This window comes from Spirosoma migulaei (assembly GCF_054776855.1).
In genome coordinates this window covers 125,353-141,467 of the sequence record NZ_BAAHBG010000017.1, presented here as the reverse complement: position 1 = coordinate 141,467, position 16,115 = coordinate 125,353, and the positions used below count along the sequence as shown (strand labels likewise).

The 16,115-nt window shown below is 48.3% G+C and carries 8 protein-coding genes and 1 pseudogene; 7 read left to right on the top strand and 2 right to left on the bottom strand.

The genetic code is table 11. The features are described 5' to 3' along the window. The 3 genes and pseudogenes from ACYVGO_RS19485 to ACYVGO_RS19475 all read left to right on the top strand — a co-directional run. A pseudogene (locus ACYVGO_RS19485) lies at window positions 1-351 on the top strand (SusC/RagA family TonB-linked outer membrane protein); the annotation flags it as partial. Between the two features lie 18 nt (window positions 352-369). Continuing rightward, on the top strand, window positions 370-2,223 hold the full coding sequence (locus ACYVGO_RS19480) for a RagB/SusD family nutrient uptake outer membrane protein (protein WP_460970660.1): 1,854 nt from the start codon (window positions 370-372) through the stop codon (window positions 2,221-2,223). Between the two features lie 160 nt (window positions 2,224-2,383). Further along, the gene (locus ACYVGO_RS19475) at window positions 2,384-5,821 is read left to right on the top strand and encodes a VCBS repeat-containing protein (protein ID WP_460970659.1); all 3,438 of its coding nucleotides are present in this window, start codon (window positions 2,384-2,386) and stop codon (window positions 5,819-5,821) included. A gap of 94 nt (window positions 5,822-5,915) precedes the next feature. On the opposite strand, the gene ACYVGO_RS19470 is transcribed toward ACYVGO_RS19475, so the two are convergent. After that, on the bottom strand, window positions 5,916-7,217 hold the full coding sequence (locus ACYVGO_RS19470) for an amidohydrolase family protein (RefSeq protein ID WP_142773370.1): 1,302 nt from the start codon (window positions 7,215-7,217) through the stop codon (window positions 5,916-5,918). A 108-nt stretch (window positions 7,218-7,325) separates the two neighbouring features. After that, the gene (locus ACYVGO_RS19465) at window positions 7,326-10,421 is read right to left on the bottom strand and encodes an amidohydrolase family protein (RefSeq protein WP_460970658.1); all 3,096 of its coding nucleotides are present in this window, start codon (window positions 10,419-10,421) and stop codon (window positions 7,326-7,328) included. Window positions 10,422-10,589: 168 nt separating this feature from the next. Between ACYVGO_RS19465 and ACYVGO_RS19460 the strand changes: the two genes are divergently transcribed. The 4 genes from ACYVGO_RS19460 to ppsA all read left to right on the top strand — a co-directional run bounded on the left by ACYVGO_RS19460 (window position 10,590) and on the right by ppsA (window position 16,081). Continuing rightward, window positions 10,590-11,336 carry a hypothetical protein gene (locus tag ACYVGO_RS19460; protein WP_460970657.1) on the top strand — a complete coding sequence of 249 codons (747 nt, stop codon included), beginning with the start codon at window positions 10,590-10,592 and terminating at the stop codon, window positions 11,334-11,336. Between the two features lie 159 nt (window positions 11,337-11,495). Then, window positions 11,496-12,737, top strand: a complete 1,242-nt coding sequence (locus ACYVGO_RS19455; protein WP_460970656.1) for a BamA/TamA family outer membrane protein — start codon at window positions 11,496-11,498, stop codon at window positions 12,735-12,737. Between the two features lie 217 nt (window positions 12,738-12,954). Beyond that, window positions 12,955-13,410, top strand: coding sequence for a MarR family winged helix-turn-helix transcriptional regulator (locus ACYVGO_RS19450; protein WP_142773374.1), 456 nt, complete (start codon window positions 12,955-12,957; stop codon window positions 13,408-13,410). A 7-nt stretch (window positions 13,411-13,417) separates the two neighbouring features. Next, window positions 13,418-16,081: a phosphoenolpyruvate synthase gene (gene ppsA, locus ACYVGO_RS19445; RefSeq protein ID WP_460970655.1), complete on the top strand. Its 2,664-nt coding sequence runs from the start codon at window positions 13,418-13,420 to the stop codon at window positions 16,079-16,081. Window positions 16,082-16,115: the final 34 nt, after the last annotated feature.

The following is a 16,115-nucleotide window of genomic DNA, read 5'->3' as shown; positions in this document are numbered from 1 at the left end:
GGTAACTTCCTGAAGTACAGCTACGATCACCGCTGGACCGTGGATAATCCAAGTACCGTTGACCCACGCATTGTAGATCGAAGCAACCAGTATTTCTCCAATGGTACCAGCTACTGGCTGAGAAGCACAGACTATCTGCGCCTGAAAAACCTGGAATTAGGCTACACGTTGCCGAATACGATTTCAAATAAGGTTGGCCTGAGTAACCTGCGTGTATATGTAAACGGCCTTAACCTGGCAACTTATTCACCTGATATGAAAGGTATATTCGATCCAGAATCGACTAACAGTGGTGGCCAGTATTACCCACAGGCGCGGGTTATCAACACGGGTTTAACAGTTAGTTTCTAAACGATTAATCAGACAAGTATGAACTATATAGCAAAGTGTCTATCGTTTAGCCTGTTATTAGGCACAACGATGATCGCCTGTAACACCGATTTCCTGAATACGAAACCGCTTGATAAGGTGTCGGGCGACGCTGTCTGGTCCGACCGTTCCCTTTCCGAAGCGTTCGTAACAGATGTGTATAACGGAATTCGGGATGGTCTACTGGATCAAATGAGTTTTGACTGCCAGACTGATAACGCCCTGTATAGCTTTGGCAAACAGGACGTTAACGAAGCAAACGTTAGCCCATCTAACACGGGTACGGTTAAAAGTACGATGGAATGGCAGGAAATGTACGCCCGGATTCGGTCCGCTAACATTGCCCTGTCAAAATTAGCCAAGCCCACATTTGATAATAGTGGTGATCTGGCCGGACGGATGCGCGGTGAAATGTATTTTATGCGCGCTTACTTCTACAATCAGTTGTTGCGTTATTATGGGGCGGTGCCCATCATCAAAACGCCTTATACGCTGGACGAACCAGATTTTACGATTGCCCGGAATACGTATGAAGAGTGCGTCAACGCCATTGTTACGGACCTGGATTCAGCTTCTGCGCTGTTAAAAGGCAGGAGCATGGCCGCTGGCCGGGCTACGATGGGCGCTTCCATGGCCCTCAAGGCACGGGTACTATTGTATGCCGCCAGTGATCTCCACGACATCCCAACGGCCAAAACCAAGTCGAGTGTAATTGCCGGCTTCGCTAAGCCTGAACTGCTGGGTTATGTGAGTGGCGACCGGACAACTCGCTGGAAAAAAGCTCAGGATGCAGCGAAAGCCGTAATGGATCTGAATCTGTACGGTTACAAATTGAACCTGACCGCTCCTGTTACAGCTGCCGAAGGGCAACAGAACTATATTAACTTGTCTCTGTCGCAAAACGGTGGTGAAACGGATGGTATTTTCCTGAAATACTACATCCGGGCATCCAATGACGACTGGGGTTCCTGGTTCCCACGCAATAACCAGCCTAACGGATACCACGGCTGGACTTCCAGTGAACCCACCCAGCAAATGGTCGATAACTACGAAATGATGGACGGCACGAAATTCGATTGGAAAAACCCGACCCATGCCGCAGCTCCTTATGAAAACCGCGACCCCCGCTTCTATGCCTCGATCCTGTACGATGGTGCACAGTGGAAACCCCGTACGCCCGATGGCGCCGGTATTGATCCTGCTGGGCAAATTCAAATGGGCGAATACGAAGTGGGTACCTCAGCCGCCCCTACTAAGTTTTCGGGCTTAGATACACGTAACAGCACAATTGAGAACTGGAACGGTACCTGGACAGGCTACGCTATTCGTAAGTTTTTCAATACCGACGTTTCTATTGTGGATCAGAACATCCGTCAGGAAGTTCCGTCTATCCAGATTCGCTACACGGAAGTGGTGCTTAACTACGCTGAAACCTGTTTGATGCTGGGTCAGGAAGCGGAAGCCAAGAAATGGATCAACGCCGTTCGCTTTCGGGTGGGTATGCCCGCCATCACCGAAACAGGTGCTGCCCTGATAGCGCGCTACCAGAATGAGCGAAACGTTGAAATGTTTTTGGAAGATCAGCGTTTCTACGACGTTCGCCGGTGGATGATTGCGCCAACCGTACTTGGCCAGCAAGCCCGAATTATTTCGATCACGGGTAAACTCAAACCGGGCAAATCGGTCACAACCTATAAGTATAGTAAAGAAAACTACAACTATACCTATAGCGTACAGGATCTGGGCACAGGTAAAGAAAACCGAAAGTGGGACGATAAAATCTATTTCCTACCCATCAGTCGGGATGAAATCAACCGGAATAACAAACTAGTTCAAAACCCCGGTTACCAATAACCAATAGGTTGGTTGTAATGCAGAACTGGTGTCGGCGCAGCAATGTGCTGGCACCAGTTTTTTGCTGATAATTCGTTCTAATTTGATAAAACCAGTACTTTCTTACTAACATTACGTGCGTACCAACTTGCTCTGGAAAACCATTCAGGTTCTATTATCTATGAAACTAATTCTACGTTCAATATACAGTTGCTTACTCCTGATAGCCTGTCTATTGACGAATAGCTGCCAGGATTCTTCTTCCAACGAACATTCCAACGCTACAGATATTCCTGTCCTTTTCACCTCGCTATCGCCCGAACAAACCGGCGTTACTTTTTCCAATAACCTGACTGAAGGACTGAATACCAACGTCCTGATGTATGAATACTTCTACAATGGCGGTGGTGTTGCCATCGGGGATTTGAACGGGGATGGACTGGAAGATATTTTTTTTAGTGGCAACATGGTTCCTAACCAGTTGTATATCAATAAAGGAGGTCTACAATTTACCGATGTAACGGCAACAGCAGGTGTGGCCGGACGTGAAGGTCCCTGGCGGACTGGCGTGTCAATGGTCGATGTCAACGGCGATGGTCGACTTGACTTATTCGTCTGCTATTCAGGAAGTTTGCCGCCCCAAAAACGAATCCCCCAACTCTTCATCAACGATGGCCCCGATGCACAGGGCATTCCGCATTTTTCTGACCAGACGGCCCAATACGGCTTAGACAGACCCGGTCAAAGTACACAAGCAACGTTTTTTGATTACGACCGGGATGGTGACCTCGACCTGTTTTTGCTCAACCATAACCCCCGACTGCTGCCTATACTCGATCCGCAGGCCACGGCGGCTATCATGAAACAACCGAATCCAGAAATCGGGGTTCGACTCTTGAAGAATACCGGCAATCATTTTGACGATGTTACGGAACAGTCTGGACTGAGCAGTTCGGTGCTAAGTTATGGCTTGGGGGTTGGCGTGGCCGACCTGAATGCGGACGGCTGGCCTGATCTTTATATCTCCAATGATTATGGTGTGCCCGATTACCTATACATCAATAACCAGGGTGGCCGGGCGGGGGGGCCTACCTTCACCAATCAGTTAAAAAACAGCATTGGGCATATATCCCATTTTTCGATGGGAAACGACGTGGCCGATGTGAACAACGACAGCCGCCCGGACATCCTAACACTCGATATGTTGCCCGAAGACAACCATCGGCAGAAGCTGCTGATGGCTCCCGACAATTACGACAAATTTGACCTCAGTGTCCAATCAGGCTTTCATTACCAGCACATGCGCAATATGCTTCAGATTAATGAAGGGTTGATGCAGGGAACTGCCATACGCCGTGCTCCGGGTGCCACGCCTTTATTCTCCGAAATGGGTCAGTTGGCCGGCGTATCGAATACCGATTGGAGTTGGTCTCCCCTATTGGCCGACTATGATAATGATGGCTGGAAAGATTTGTACGTGACCAATGGGTACGTTCGGGATTATACCAATCAGGATTTCCTGAAGTACATGACCGACTATATGCAGAATCGCCCGGCCAATTTCAGGCGCGAAGATGTTCTGGAACTGGTGCATAAAATACCTTCCTCTAATGTCGTGAATTACATGTTTCGGAATCGTGGGAACGAACAGGCCGATGCCGTTACCTTCGCGAATGTTGGCTCAGCCTGGGGACTAACACAGCACTCCAACAGCACAGGGGCGGCCTACGCCGACCTCGACAACGATGGCGATCTGGATTTGGTGGTTAACAATACGAATCAACCCGCCTTTATTTTTCAAAATGAGGCCAACAAAGAACTTCATCATCATTACTTAACTGTACAACTGGCAGGTAACGGGGCCAATTCTCAGGGCGTTGGCACCAAAGTCACGCTTTATCGAAAGGGTAAGCTACAGTACGTTGAGCAAATGCCAACCCGTGGCTATCAGTCCAGCATGTCGCCCCGGCTTCATTTTGGCTTGGGAACTGACCCAGTCATTGATTCTCTTCGTGTTGTATGGCCAACGGGTAAAGAGCAGCTACTCACCAATGTGAAAGCGGATCAGATGCTCACGGTACAGGAAAAAAATGCGCAGTCTCCTGGTAAAACGGTACCCATTGCCCCTTCCCTATTCCGGCCCGTGCAATCGCCGATTGCCTTCACCGATCCTATTAACAAAGTCAACGACTTCAAACGACAGACCCTCCTGGTCAATGCCCAGTCATTTAATGGACCTTGCTTAGCGAAAGCCGACGTAAACGGCGACGGTCGTGAGGACGTGTATGTAGGTGGGAGCATCGAACAGGCTGGCGCGTTGTTTATCCAACAGGCTGGTAGCTCGTTCAGTCGCAAGGCTGAGTCCGCCTTTGAGGCTGACAAATTGAGCAATGATGCCGATGCTGTTTTCTTCGATGCCAACGCTGACGGTTTCCCCGATCTTTATGTTTGTAGTGGTGGCTACGGTAACCTACTACCTGGTGATCCTCTTCTACAGGATCGGCTTTATCTGAATGACGGGAAAGGGAATTTCAGCAAAAGCCCCAGTGCCTTACCTGTAATGAACACCAGCGCAGCCTGTGTTCGGGTAGCCGATGTAAATGGCGATGGACGCCCGGATTTGTTCGTGGGTGGTCGGGTGGTGCCGGGACGTTACCCCGAAACACCGAAGAGCTTTTTGCTAATAAACAATAGTAAAGGAACAGGCGGTCAACCAACCTTTAGTGATCAGACAGCCAAGTTAGCACCCATGCTGTCTACGCTTGGCATGGTAACCGATGCAGCCTGGGTTGACCTGAACGCCGACAAGAAGCCAGAACTAATTGTTGTCGGCGAGTGGATGCCTGTCATTGTCTTGGGGGCCGGTAACGGAGGACAACTAACCGAACAGACGAAAACTTACTTCAACAAAGAGTACCGCGGCTGGTGGAATAAACTACTGGTAGACGATTTCAATGGCGACGGCCGACCTGACCTTGTCGTCGGGAATCAGGGGTTGAATACTCAGTGCCGCGCCAGTGACAAAGAACCTGCCGAACTAATTTACAAAGATTTCGACAACAATGGCAAGATAGATCCAATCCTGTGCCTGTATGTTCAGGGCAAAAGCTACCCCCACGCCACCCGCGATGAACTACTGGATCAACTGGGCATGCTGCGCCACCGCTTCACGAATTACGACAGTTATTCGAATGCAACGCTGGATGACGTCTTTACTAAAGAGCAATTAGAAGGCTCGAGCAAATTGATAGCAAATGAGCTAAAAACAACGCTTTTCATGAATTCGCCAGGTGGTAAGCTGACCGAGAAAGCCCTTCCTTTAACGGTTCAGGAATCCCCAATTTTCACCATTACTTCCCTGGATTATGATCAGGACGGGCGAAAAGATCTGCTTCTGTGCGGTAATACGGCACAAGCTCGCTTACGGTTTGGTCGGGCGGATGCCAACTATGGGTTGTTATTGCGGGGCAATGGTCAGGGGAATTTTTCGGCGGTGCCGCAGCAACAGGCGGGATTTCAACTGACGGGCGATGTGCGCTCTGTGCTAACAGTTGGAAGCAATTTGCTCTTCGGCATTAATCAACAGTCTTTGCGGACTTACCAACTCGCTCATCCATAAAAAAAGGATTAACCACAGAGGCACGGAGAATACAGAGTTTAGGACTGTCTAACTCTGTATTCTCCGTGCCTCTGTGGTTAATCTCTTTTATCTATTACTTGCCTTCGTATTTGTCTTTATACGTCTTGTAAAGGCGCTTATGGCGATCATCCAGATTTACCTTCCGACCCTGAATAAACACTTGCTCAATTACATTAGTCCGCATATCTAACGCATCGCCCGCCGAAACAAACAACGTAGCCTGTTTGCCCTTTTCAAGTGTACCCACGAGGTTATCGATACCCAGAATTTTAGCTGTGTTCGAGGTTACCATTTTCAGGGCTTCTTCTCGATCTGTCACGCCAAAACCAGCGGCTGTACCGGCCAGAAACGGCAGGTTACGTGTCCGCCACCAGCCATCGGCATAACTCAGTCCAACCAGAATACCAGCCTTTTGCAGAATACCCGGCATTCGGTAGGGCATGTCAACGTCTTCGTCTTCGCGGTTAGGCAAGCGGTGTAATTCACTCAAGATAACCGGAATATTGTTTTCCTTCAGGAACGCAGTGACACGGTAAGCTTCTTCACCCCCAACGATCACTACTTTCTGCACACCCAATGACTTGGCGAACGTAACGGCCTCCATAATGTCCTTACCATAATCGGCCCGGATGTATAGATTCTGTTTCCCCGTGAATATGCCCTTCATCGCTTCCAGCTTGAGGTTCATTGGGGTTGGATTCGTGAGCGCAGCATAAGCCTTAGCATCGGCAAACGTGGCTCGCAACGCTTCAATGGCAGGGCCGCGTCGTTCGTTTTTGCGAACAATTGTTGAGAAGTCTTCCAGGTTAAAGTCTCTTGCTAAATAGGCAGGCCAGTTGAGCCAGAGACCATCGTCTTTTTTAAGCGCAGCATCTTCCCAGTTCCAGCCGTCAGACATCATGACACTCGAACTTCCCGAAATGGTACCGCCTTGTGGGGTGGCCTGCGAAAACAGCACGCCGTTATTCCGAATGGTCGGAATGATTTCAGAATCTGTATTGTAGGCAATCAAGGCCCGAATATTGGGATTCAGAATACCAATTTCCTGCTTATCGACTGTAGCGCGAACGGCCCCGGTTTCCTGTAAACCCACCGTTGATACCGGAGAGATAATGCCCGGATACACATGCTTGCCCGACACGTCGATCACCTCCACATCAGTCAGATTGAGCTTAACCGTCGTTCCATCTACGACATTTGTAATGACGCCATTGCTAAACAGGACAACACCGTTGGGAATTACCTGTCCGGTACCCACGTGTACAGTACCACCTGTAAGCGCAATAGCCTTCGTCTGCGGCTTAGCCGGAGCGGGGTTCTGGCCGTAGCTCGTAAGCGCGACCAGGGTTAATATGGGAATTAAGATTTTTTTCATGATAGTTTTTTAAACACAGAGGAACAGAGGATTCACAGTGGCCACAGACAAGCGAAATCTGTTTTAATCCATAAATCAGCTAAATCCCGCGGGGCCGCCCGTGCGGTTCTATTTTTCCTCCTCTTCAGCCATAACACCTTCTACATCTTCGCAATGGAACATCCGAGCCCGACGGAAGTTAGGTCGAACGGTGGATGCACCACCGGCTTTAGCCGTTAGCATCTTCTGAATAATCCGGGCACGTTCGGCTTGCAGAGCGTCCCGCTTGGCGTCTTCATCTTTAAGGCTGAAGTAGGTGGCTCCTTCAATCATCGTGATTTCAGGGCGGGCATAAATAGACAATGGATGGGCATTCCAAAGCACCAGGTCAGCATCTTTACCGGCTTTGATACTACCTAGCTTGCTATCCAAGTGCAGCAATTTAGCTGGGTTAAGCGTTACCATTTTCCAGGCATCCTCTTCAGGTATGCCACCGTATTCGACCGTTTTAGCTGCTTCCTGATTCAACCGACGGGCCATTTCGGCATCATCGGAGTTGATAGAAACCGTTACACCCTGGCGGTGCATAAGGGCCGCGTTGTACGGAATAGCATCGTGCACTTCCATTTTGTACGCCCACCAGTCGGCAAAGGACGAGCCACCAACCCCATGCTTCGCCATTTTGTCGGCCAGCTTATACCCTTCCAGAATGTGGGTAAACGTATTTACTTTGAATCCCAGTGAATCGGCCACTTTCAGCAACATATTGATTTCAGACTGCACATAGGAGTGACAGGTAATGAACCGTTTGTGAGCCAGAATTTCAGCCAGTGCATCGAGTTCAATATCCCGATGGGGAGCAATAGCCGTGGCTTTTTCTTTAGCCGTCAGCTTATTGTAATCAGCCCATCCTTTCGCATACTCCTTTGCTCGGGTAAAGTGGTCCATATACACCTGCTCTACGCCCATACGCGACTGTGGGAAACGGGTTAGCACGTTCGGGTTTGGGTAGTTGGCTTGTTTGACGTTTTCGCCAAGGGCAAACTTGATAAACCCATCGGCACCTTTGATGAGCATCCCATCTGCCGACTCACCCCACTTCAGCTTCACAATAGCCGACTGCCCACCGATGGCGTTAGCCGAGCCGTGCAACAGTTGCGACGTAGTAACCCCACCGGCTAGTTGGCGGTAAATATTGATATCGTCCGGGTTGATTACATCGGCCATGCGTACCTCCGCCGAACTGGATTGCCCCCCTTCGTTAATGGACAGCAGCGCAATGTGTGAGTGTTCGTCGATAATACCATTGGTCAGGTGCTTGCCGGTTCCATCCACCACTTTCACGTTTGCTGGAACAGTGAGATTTTTGCCGATTTTAGAAATCTTACCGCCCTCTACCAGCACATCTGTACTGGTTAGAATCCCGTCTTTCTCATTCGTCCAAACCGTCGCATTCTTAATCAGTACTGTTTCAGCTTGTGGCTTTTTCAGATTACCCATACCCACAAAAGGATAAAGAAGCGTGGCCGCGGTGATGCTACCCGGTGCAGTAGCCGTTGTGGAGGCAATTGCTGAGGTCGAACTCGTTGCGGATGTAGACGTGGCCGTTGTGGAGGCTGGGGCATCACCGGCACGAACTGCCGACCAGGTAATTGCCTTTCCATCCGGCGATTCGCCATCCCCTTTGATTGTCGTGCCTGTACGGTAGCCTGTCAGGCGTGTCGTACCCGGTCTCCGCCGATCCAGTTGAACCTGAATCGAAATAATATCCCCGGCTACCGTTACTTTAGGCGTTAGTTTAACCGTATCGACTACAATCTGGAAGTCAGGCTTGTCCAGGGTCTTGCCAGTGATGTTCAGCTTAAGGTTGCTTCGGTCACCAACGGTCAGATTCCAGGTTCCCCGTAAATCGGCTGCGTTTTTATTGGCAACAATGTACTGCTTACCCTGCATCCAGTTCTCATAAATCACATTGTCGGCACTGAATAGGTTACCGGATGTGATGATGAAATTCGCGACGCGACCTTTCTGCAAGGTACCCAGCATATCTTCCGCGTGGATTAATTTTGCGGGTACAGTTGTCAGGGCTTCCAGAGCCTTTTGTTCCGACAAACCACTTTCAATCGCTTTACGAAGATTAGCCCAGAAATCAGCCTTATTGCGTAGTCCGGCGGTTGTCAGCGCAAAGGGAATATTCGCCATGGCTACCCGCCCGGCGTTCAGTGGGGCCATTTCCCAGTGTTTAAGTTCTGACAGAGAAACGTTATCAGCATCCCAGGGATCTTCAACATCATAAGGCTGCGGGAAATTCAGCGGAACAATCAGCGATGCGCCCGTAGCCTTCACCTCATCCAGACGCTGGTATTCATCACCCGTACTTCGGATAATATACTGAATACCAAATTCGTCGCCAATTTTGTCGGCCCGTATAATACCAAGCTTATCGTTTGCCTCAAAAATGGTGGGTAACGAACGGGTACGGTTCAGTGCCGCCAGCGACATATTTTCCTGCTCTTTACTACCGGCCTGTTTGTACCAGTCGGCGTCGTACATGGCCTGCCGCAGCAGGGCCACCGTCCCCATCATGGAGTTTGGGTACTGTTGACCTGATGTACCCTTGCTGAAGGAATAGTGTGCGGTTATGTTGGGTTTTAGCACCAGCGTGTTTTCACGATCATCGGCAAGCGTCACTAACGATCCAGTCCCTCGGGCAATGCCATCGTGAGCGTGGGTCAACACCGCACCAAAACCCAGTTTACGAAGTTCATCCGCCTTGGCTGTATTCGCTTTGAAGAGCACACTGGCGTCATTTTCTGGTTGGATTGCCTGGTTCCAGTAATACGCTCCTTTTTTGTTCGATTCATACTGAGGAGCTCCTCCACCCCCTCGGCCACCGCCACCACCGGGAGCTCGCGTGATTTCAGGCATTCCATAATCGGAATCAATGTCAATCAGAGCGGGGTAAATTCGCTTGCCTTTTAAATCGGTTACGACGGTTCCGGCAGGTACGCTGACCGACGTACCAACGGCTTCAACTCGCCCATTGCGAATCAGAAGCGTAGCGTTCTGTAAAGTAGTTTGCGGATCAACAATAATGGTTGCGTTGGTGAAGGCATATAGCCCCGGTCGTTCGTCGTAAACGCCATTTCGCGGAAAGGTCGTCTGAGCCAAAGAGGAGCAGGTCAGACCGACTGCGAACAGCCCTGTCAGGAGAGGTTTTAACATGAAATTGATGAGTTGATGATTGGGATAACTGCCAAAAATACAGAAATAAATGGGGCATCTGCCAGTATATCCAAAGAAGATTTCGTTAAAGAGGATAAAGAAATTTAGTTTATTTTAGCAGAGAAAACTGATTCTTTATTCCGTAATAACCATTCTTTTTTTTCTACCATGCGTGCTTTCATTACTCTTCCTATTCTTTTATCAATCTCGTTCTCAGCGTTCCCGCAAGCCCAAACGGAATACATGACGCAAACCACGCGCGACCGGATTAACTTCACCAACTTAAGCGTCACAAACAATGCAACGTTGTTTACGATCAAAGGCCCAATGGGTAAGTTGATCGGCGATCCTTATCTGGATACAACCTGGCAGGCTGGTAATGTGAAGTTTCATATAAAACCAGGCGTTTCATTAACGACCGATTCGCTGGCGGGTGTGCCCGTACGACTAGATTTATCGACCAATGAAGTAGAGATTAAGGCTGGCGCTAAAGACATCAAGGCTGTCAAGTCAACATCCATTCGCTACGTCGACATAAACAATACGTTTGGGTCAGTAAGTCGATTTGTGAGTGTGCATGATTATCAGGGTGAAGCGGAAAAGCTGAACGGTTTTTTCGAACAGGTAGTCCTGGGTAAACTTGATCTGCTTCAGCATCCTTCTGTTTATATCCGGCAGGCTAATTTCAATGTAGCCATGAACACCGGCACGAAAGACGATGAATACATGAAAAAGATGGACTGGTATGTAGCCCGCGACAAGAAAGCCACTAAGTTTTCGCCGGGCAAAAAAGCGTTACTGGAACTCATGATGGACAAAAAAGACCAGATAGAGGCTTTTCTGAAAACCGAAAAACCCGACCTTAAATCCAGAGCAGGACTACAGGCCGTGTTCCTGTATTACAACAAACGTTGAGAATGAACGGGTGTAGAACAAGTTTTTCACCCAGGCATTTTCACTTGCAACATTCAGGCGTTTTTTTGCGTTTGGGTATGCGTGGAATACGATCAACCCGGTGCTAATTTCACATTAACACACTGTTTTTCAATCTATGCCTTCTATTAAACCCCACTCATGAAATTTTGTACTCAATTGTTGGTGGGGTTATTGATTTTCGTGGGTACTCCTCGTTGCCTGGCTCAGATGCCATTGGCTGATACACTAGCCTCAAAAAACACTCGCCCCGTTAGTCAGCCTGCCTATCACTTACAGGATGTAGCTGATCTGGTAAAACGCTGGTATCCCCGATTGCATATTACCCCCCACGACTCATCTACACTACAGGAAGGCAAACGATTTGTATTAGTCATCCCTCAGGTGGGCTATACCCTGCAAACCAGAGCACTGGTGGCCGTTCTGGTCAATACCCCGTTCAGAATGCCCGGGGCCAATATGTCGTCGATGAGCGGCCAGCTCTCGTATACCCAGAACAACCAGATTATTCTTACAACCAATTCGATGATCTGGAGCCGGGATAATCGATTTCTATGGACCAGCGACTGGCGACTCATGCACTATCCACAAGCCACTTACGGACTGGGCATGTATACCTCTACCGACACGCGGGTTGTCGACATGGACTATTCCTACTTTCGATTTTATCAGAGTTTTTTAAAACGGCTTGCTGTTAATTTTTACGGAGGTATTGGGTATTACCTGGATCTCCACTGGAACATCGACAGCTATAATAACGTCCGGGAGTTTACCCGCATTTCCCGATATTCGGCTGGCGTACAGGGACGCTCGGTATCATCGGGACCAGCCATCCATTTGCTCTATGATAACCGCCAGAACGCCATCAACCCTACCGGTGGCCTATACATGAACGCGGTGTTTCGGGCCAATATGAGTGTTCTGGGCAGCGATGACACCTATCAGTCACTCTTACTGGAAGCTCGAAAATACCTTCACCTCTCTCCTACCACAGATAATGTGCTGGCCTTATGGTCGTATAATGCGTTTACCCTAGATGGCGACCCACCGTTTCTGGATTTACCAAGCACCGGCTGGGATAACACCGGCAATGTAGGCCGAGGATTTATTCAGGGAAGATTCCGGGGTAAAAATTTCCTGTATGGTGAAGCGGAATACCGTTTCCATATTACCAACGACCGGCTGCTGGGCGGGGTCGTTTTTGCCAACGCCCAGACTGTTACTGAATTAGGGAGCGGAAAGTTTGAAAAAGTTGTACCCGCCCTAGGAGGTGGACTCCGTATTAAAATGAATAAAATTTCCCGCACCAACCTCTCCGTCGACTATGGTTTCGGGATGGATGGCTCCCATGGGTTATTCTTCAATCTAGGGGAAGTTTTCTGAGAACCGTTTTTTAGAGTTCAGCAGGTTTTATTCGAGCTTAGGCGCTTGCTACCTAATTTCTCCCCCCTTCATAACCAGTTTGGTTTCGTTCCCCATTACTGCCACGAGACTTGCGGTAGGGTTATGCGATAAGTCCTTAAAACCCACAAAAATTAGTTAGGCACATTTCAGATTTACCATTATCTTTGTAACTAAGATATTTAGTAGATAAGATACTATGCAGGAAGACCTAATCAAAAAAATAAGGAAACTGAGTCAGCAGTATGCATACACTTCTATTCAGATGCACGAAGCCGTTGCCCGTAAGGCCGGACTTTCCGGGACTGACCATAAATATTTAGGATTTCTATTAGAGAAAGGGCAGATGACAGCGGGTGAGTTGTCATCGTTAACCGGCCTGACAACCGGTGCCGTAACTGGTTTGATAGACCGATTTGAAAAGAAAAACCTGGTGAAACGGCAATTCGCTCAGGACGACAGGCGAAAGGTGATCATTGAACCAAACACCGAAATTATAATGGCGCTTTTGGTTCCGCTTTATAAAGACTACCGAACTAAGTCAGAACAACTGACTGCTTCATTTTCGAATGAGGAGATCAAAATTATAGAGACCTACTTGTTAAAAGCAATTGATATAATGAACGAAACCACCAATACACTCAACGAAAACTAATCGTCCAATGAAAAGCACCAGCCCATACATACTTAATTTTCAAGACATTAACAAGTCAAAACTTAGTCTTGTTGGGGGTAAAGGCGCAAACCTGGGCGAGCTTACCCGAGTGGAGGGAATTCACGTGCCAGATGGGTTTTGTATCTCTACGGAAGCGTTTAAACGAATCATTGAGGAATCGCCATCAATGAAGGAACTGCTTGATCAGTTATCACTACTTACGGTGGAAGACCGGGATAAAATCGCGGTAATTAGCGCTGAGATTCGCAGCGTCATTGAAGAAACAGCCATTCCTCAGGACATCGTTGATGAGATAACCCAATTCCTCTTCAGATTTGGGGAAACTAACGCCTACGCAGTACGATCCAGCGCAACCGCAGAGGATTTGCCAACGGCCTCCTTTGCAGGCCAACAGGATACGTTTTTGAATGTTATCGGTAAGGAGGAAATCCTGTCTCATACCAGCAAATGCTGGGCATCGCTATTTACCGAGCGGGCTGTTATTTACCGCCTTCAAAAAGCATTCGATCACCGTAAAGTCCAACTGGCGGTAGTCGTTCAGAAGATGGTCTTCCCGCAGTCAGCAGGCATATTATTTACCGCCGATCCCGTCAGTGGTAACCGAAAGGTGGTATCCATTGATGCCAGCTTTGGGCTTGGTGAGGCCTTGGTTTCCGGCCTGGTGAATGCGGATAACGTTAAGGTTCGCAACGGTGAGATTATCGATAAGAAGATATCCACCAAAAAACTGGCTATTTATGCGGCAAAAGATGGTGGCACGAAAGAACAGGATATTGAGCCTGAGCAACAGAACAGCCAAACGTTGACGGATGAGCAGATTTTACAGTTGGAACGCATCGGCAGAACCATCGAAACCCATTTTGGTAGCCCCCAGGACATTGAATGGTGTTTTGTTGGTGATACGGTTTACGTTGTCCAGAGCCGTCCAATCACCACGTTATACCCCATTCCTGAAGCGAACGATCCGGAAAATGCCAAGCGCGGCCTGCACATCTACTTATCTGTTGGTCATCAACAAATGATGACCGATGCGATGAAACCACTGGGGTTGTCTTGTTGGCTCTTGATGACTCCCCCCTCTACGCGAATTGCCGGTGGAAGGTTGTTTGTTGACGTTACACCGATGCTGACTTCGACAGCCGGCAGGAAAACGATAATCGATATGCTGGGAAAATTTGATCCACTCGTCAGAGACGCACTGACTACCATCGTAGAGCGGGACGATTTTATAAAATCGTTACCGGATAATCCCGATAGCTATCAGAAAGAATCCGACACCGGAAAAAGCAATCAAGCCAGGCCACTCCCGAATTATCAGGCATTAAATGAATACGATCCAACCATCGTTTCTGAGTTGATCAGTCGTAATCAAACAGCGGTAGAGTCGTTAACGAAAAACATCCAGACAAAATCAGGGTCAGATCTGTTTGATTTTATCCTGGAAGATATTGAGCAGTCCAAGACAACAACTATTCATCCACAGAGTTTTGGGGTGATTATGACCGGCATGAATGCAGCAGCATGGATCAATGCCAACATGAACGAATGGCTGGGTGAGAAAAATGCCGCAGACACGATTTCTCAATCCGTACCTAACAATGTTACTTCAGAAATGGGTCTGGCCTTATTGGATGTTGCTGATGTAATCCGTCCTTATCCGGAAGTCATAAACTATTTCTCCCAAATTCAGCCTGGAATAAAACAGGATGACTTTTTGGATGAACTGAACAAGCTTGATGGCGGTAAGGAGAGCCGGGATGCTGTCTATGCTTTTCTCAACAAATACGGTATGCGCTGTGCCGGAGAAATTGATATTACAAAAACCCGTTGGAGCGAAAAACCAACTATACTTGTCCCTACGATTCTTAGTAATATCAAAAACTTTGAGCAAGGTGAAAGCAAGCGGAAATTTGAGCAAGGCTTGCAGGCCGCGTTGAAAAAAGTACAGGAGTTACTGGAGCAATTAAGGCAATTACCGGAGGGTGAACAAAAAGCCGAAGAGACAAAACGAATGATCGAACTGGTCCGCAATTATGCCGGCTATCGTGAATATCCCAAATACGGCATAATTAGCCGCTTCTTTGTTTATAAGCAGGCGTTATTGAAAGAGGCCGAAAAGCTCGTGCTAGCTGGCGTTCTTCATGAAAAAGAAGATAGCTACTATCTCACGTTTGACGAGCTTCGTGAAGTCATTTCGACAAACAAACTGGATTACCAGATTATCGACCAGCGAAAAGACGAGTTCAAAACCTATGAAAAACTAACTCCGCCACGGGTGATTACGTCCGACGGTGAAATCATTACCGGTAACTACAATCGGAAAAATCTCCCGGCCGAAGCTATTGCCGGTCTGGCAGTTTCTTCCGGCGTTATTGAGGGGCGGGCGCGTGTTATCTTACACATGGAAGAGGCTGCTATTGAGGAGGGAGATATATTAGTCACTTCCTTTACTGACCCCAGTTGGACACCTTTATTTGTAGCCATAAAAGGTCTGGTCACCGAAGTGGGTGGACTGATGACCCACGGAGCGGTTATCGCCCGTGAATATGGTTTACCGGCCGTTGTGGGCGTTGAAAATGCCACCAAACTGATAAAAGATGGACAAAACATTCGCGTGAATGGAACGGAAGGGTATATAGAAATCCTATAAACTGGGGATGGCAATAAAAACAATATTGTTTGAC

Coding starts and splice junctions, on each gene's coding strand:
- ACYVGO_RS19480 (WP_460970660.1), top strand. CDS start 370: ATGAACTATATAGCAAAGTGTCTATCGTTTAGCCTGTTATTAGGCACA.
- ACYVGO_RS19475 (WP_460970659.1), top strand. CDS start 2,384: ATGAAACTAATTCTACGTTCAATATACAGTTGCTTACTCCTGATAGCC.
- ACYVGO_RS19470 (WP_142773370.1), bottom strand. CDS start 7,217: ATGAAAAAAATCTTAATTCCCATATTAACCCTGGTCGCGCTTACGAGC.
- ACYVGO_RS19465 (WP_460970658.1), bottom strand. CDS start 10,421: ATGTTAAAACCTCTCCTGACAGGGCTGTTCGCAGTCGGTCTGACCTGC.
- ACYVGO_RS19460 (WP_460970657.1), top strand. CDS start 10,590: ATGCGTGCTTTCATTACTCTTCCTATTCTTTTATCAATCTCGTTCTCA.
- ACYVGO_RS19455 (WP_460970656.1), top strand. CDS start 11,496: ATGAAATTTTGTACTCAATTGTTGGTGGGGTTATTGATTTTCGTGGGT.
- ACYVGO_RS19450 (WP_142773374.1), top strand. CDS start 12,955: ATGCAGGAAGACCTAATCAAAAAAATAAGGAAACTGAGTCAGCAGTAT.
- ppsA (WP_460970655.1), top strand. CDS start 13,418: ATGAAAAGCACCAGCCCATACATACTTAATTTTCAAGACATTAACAAG.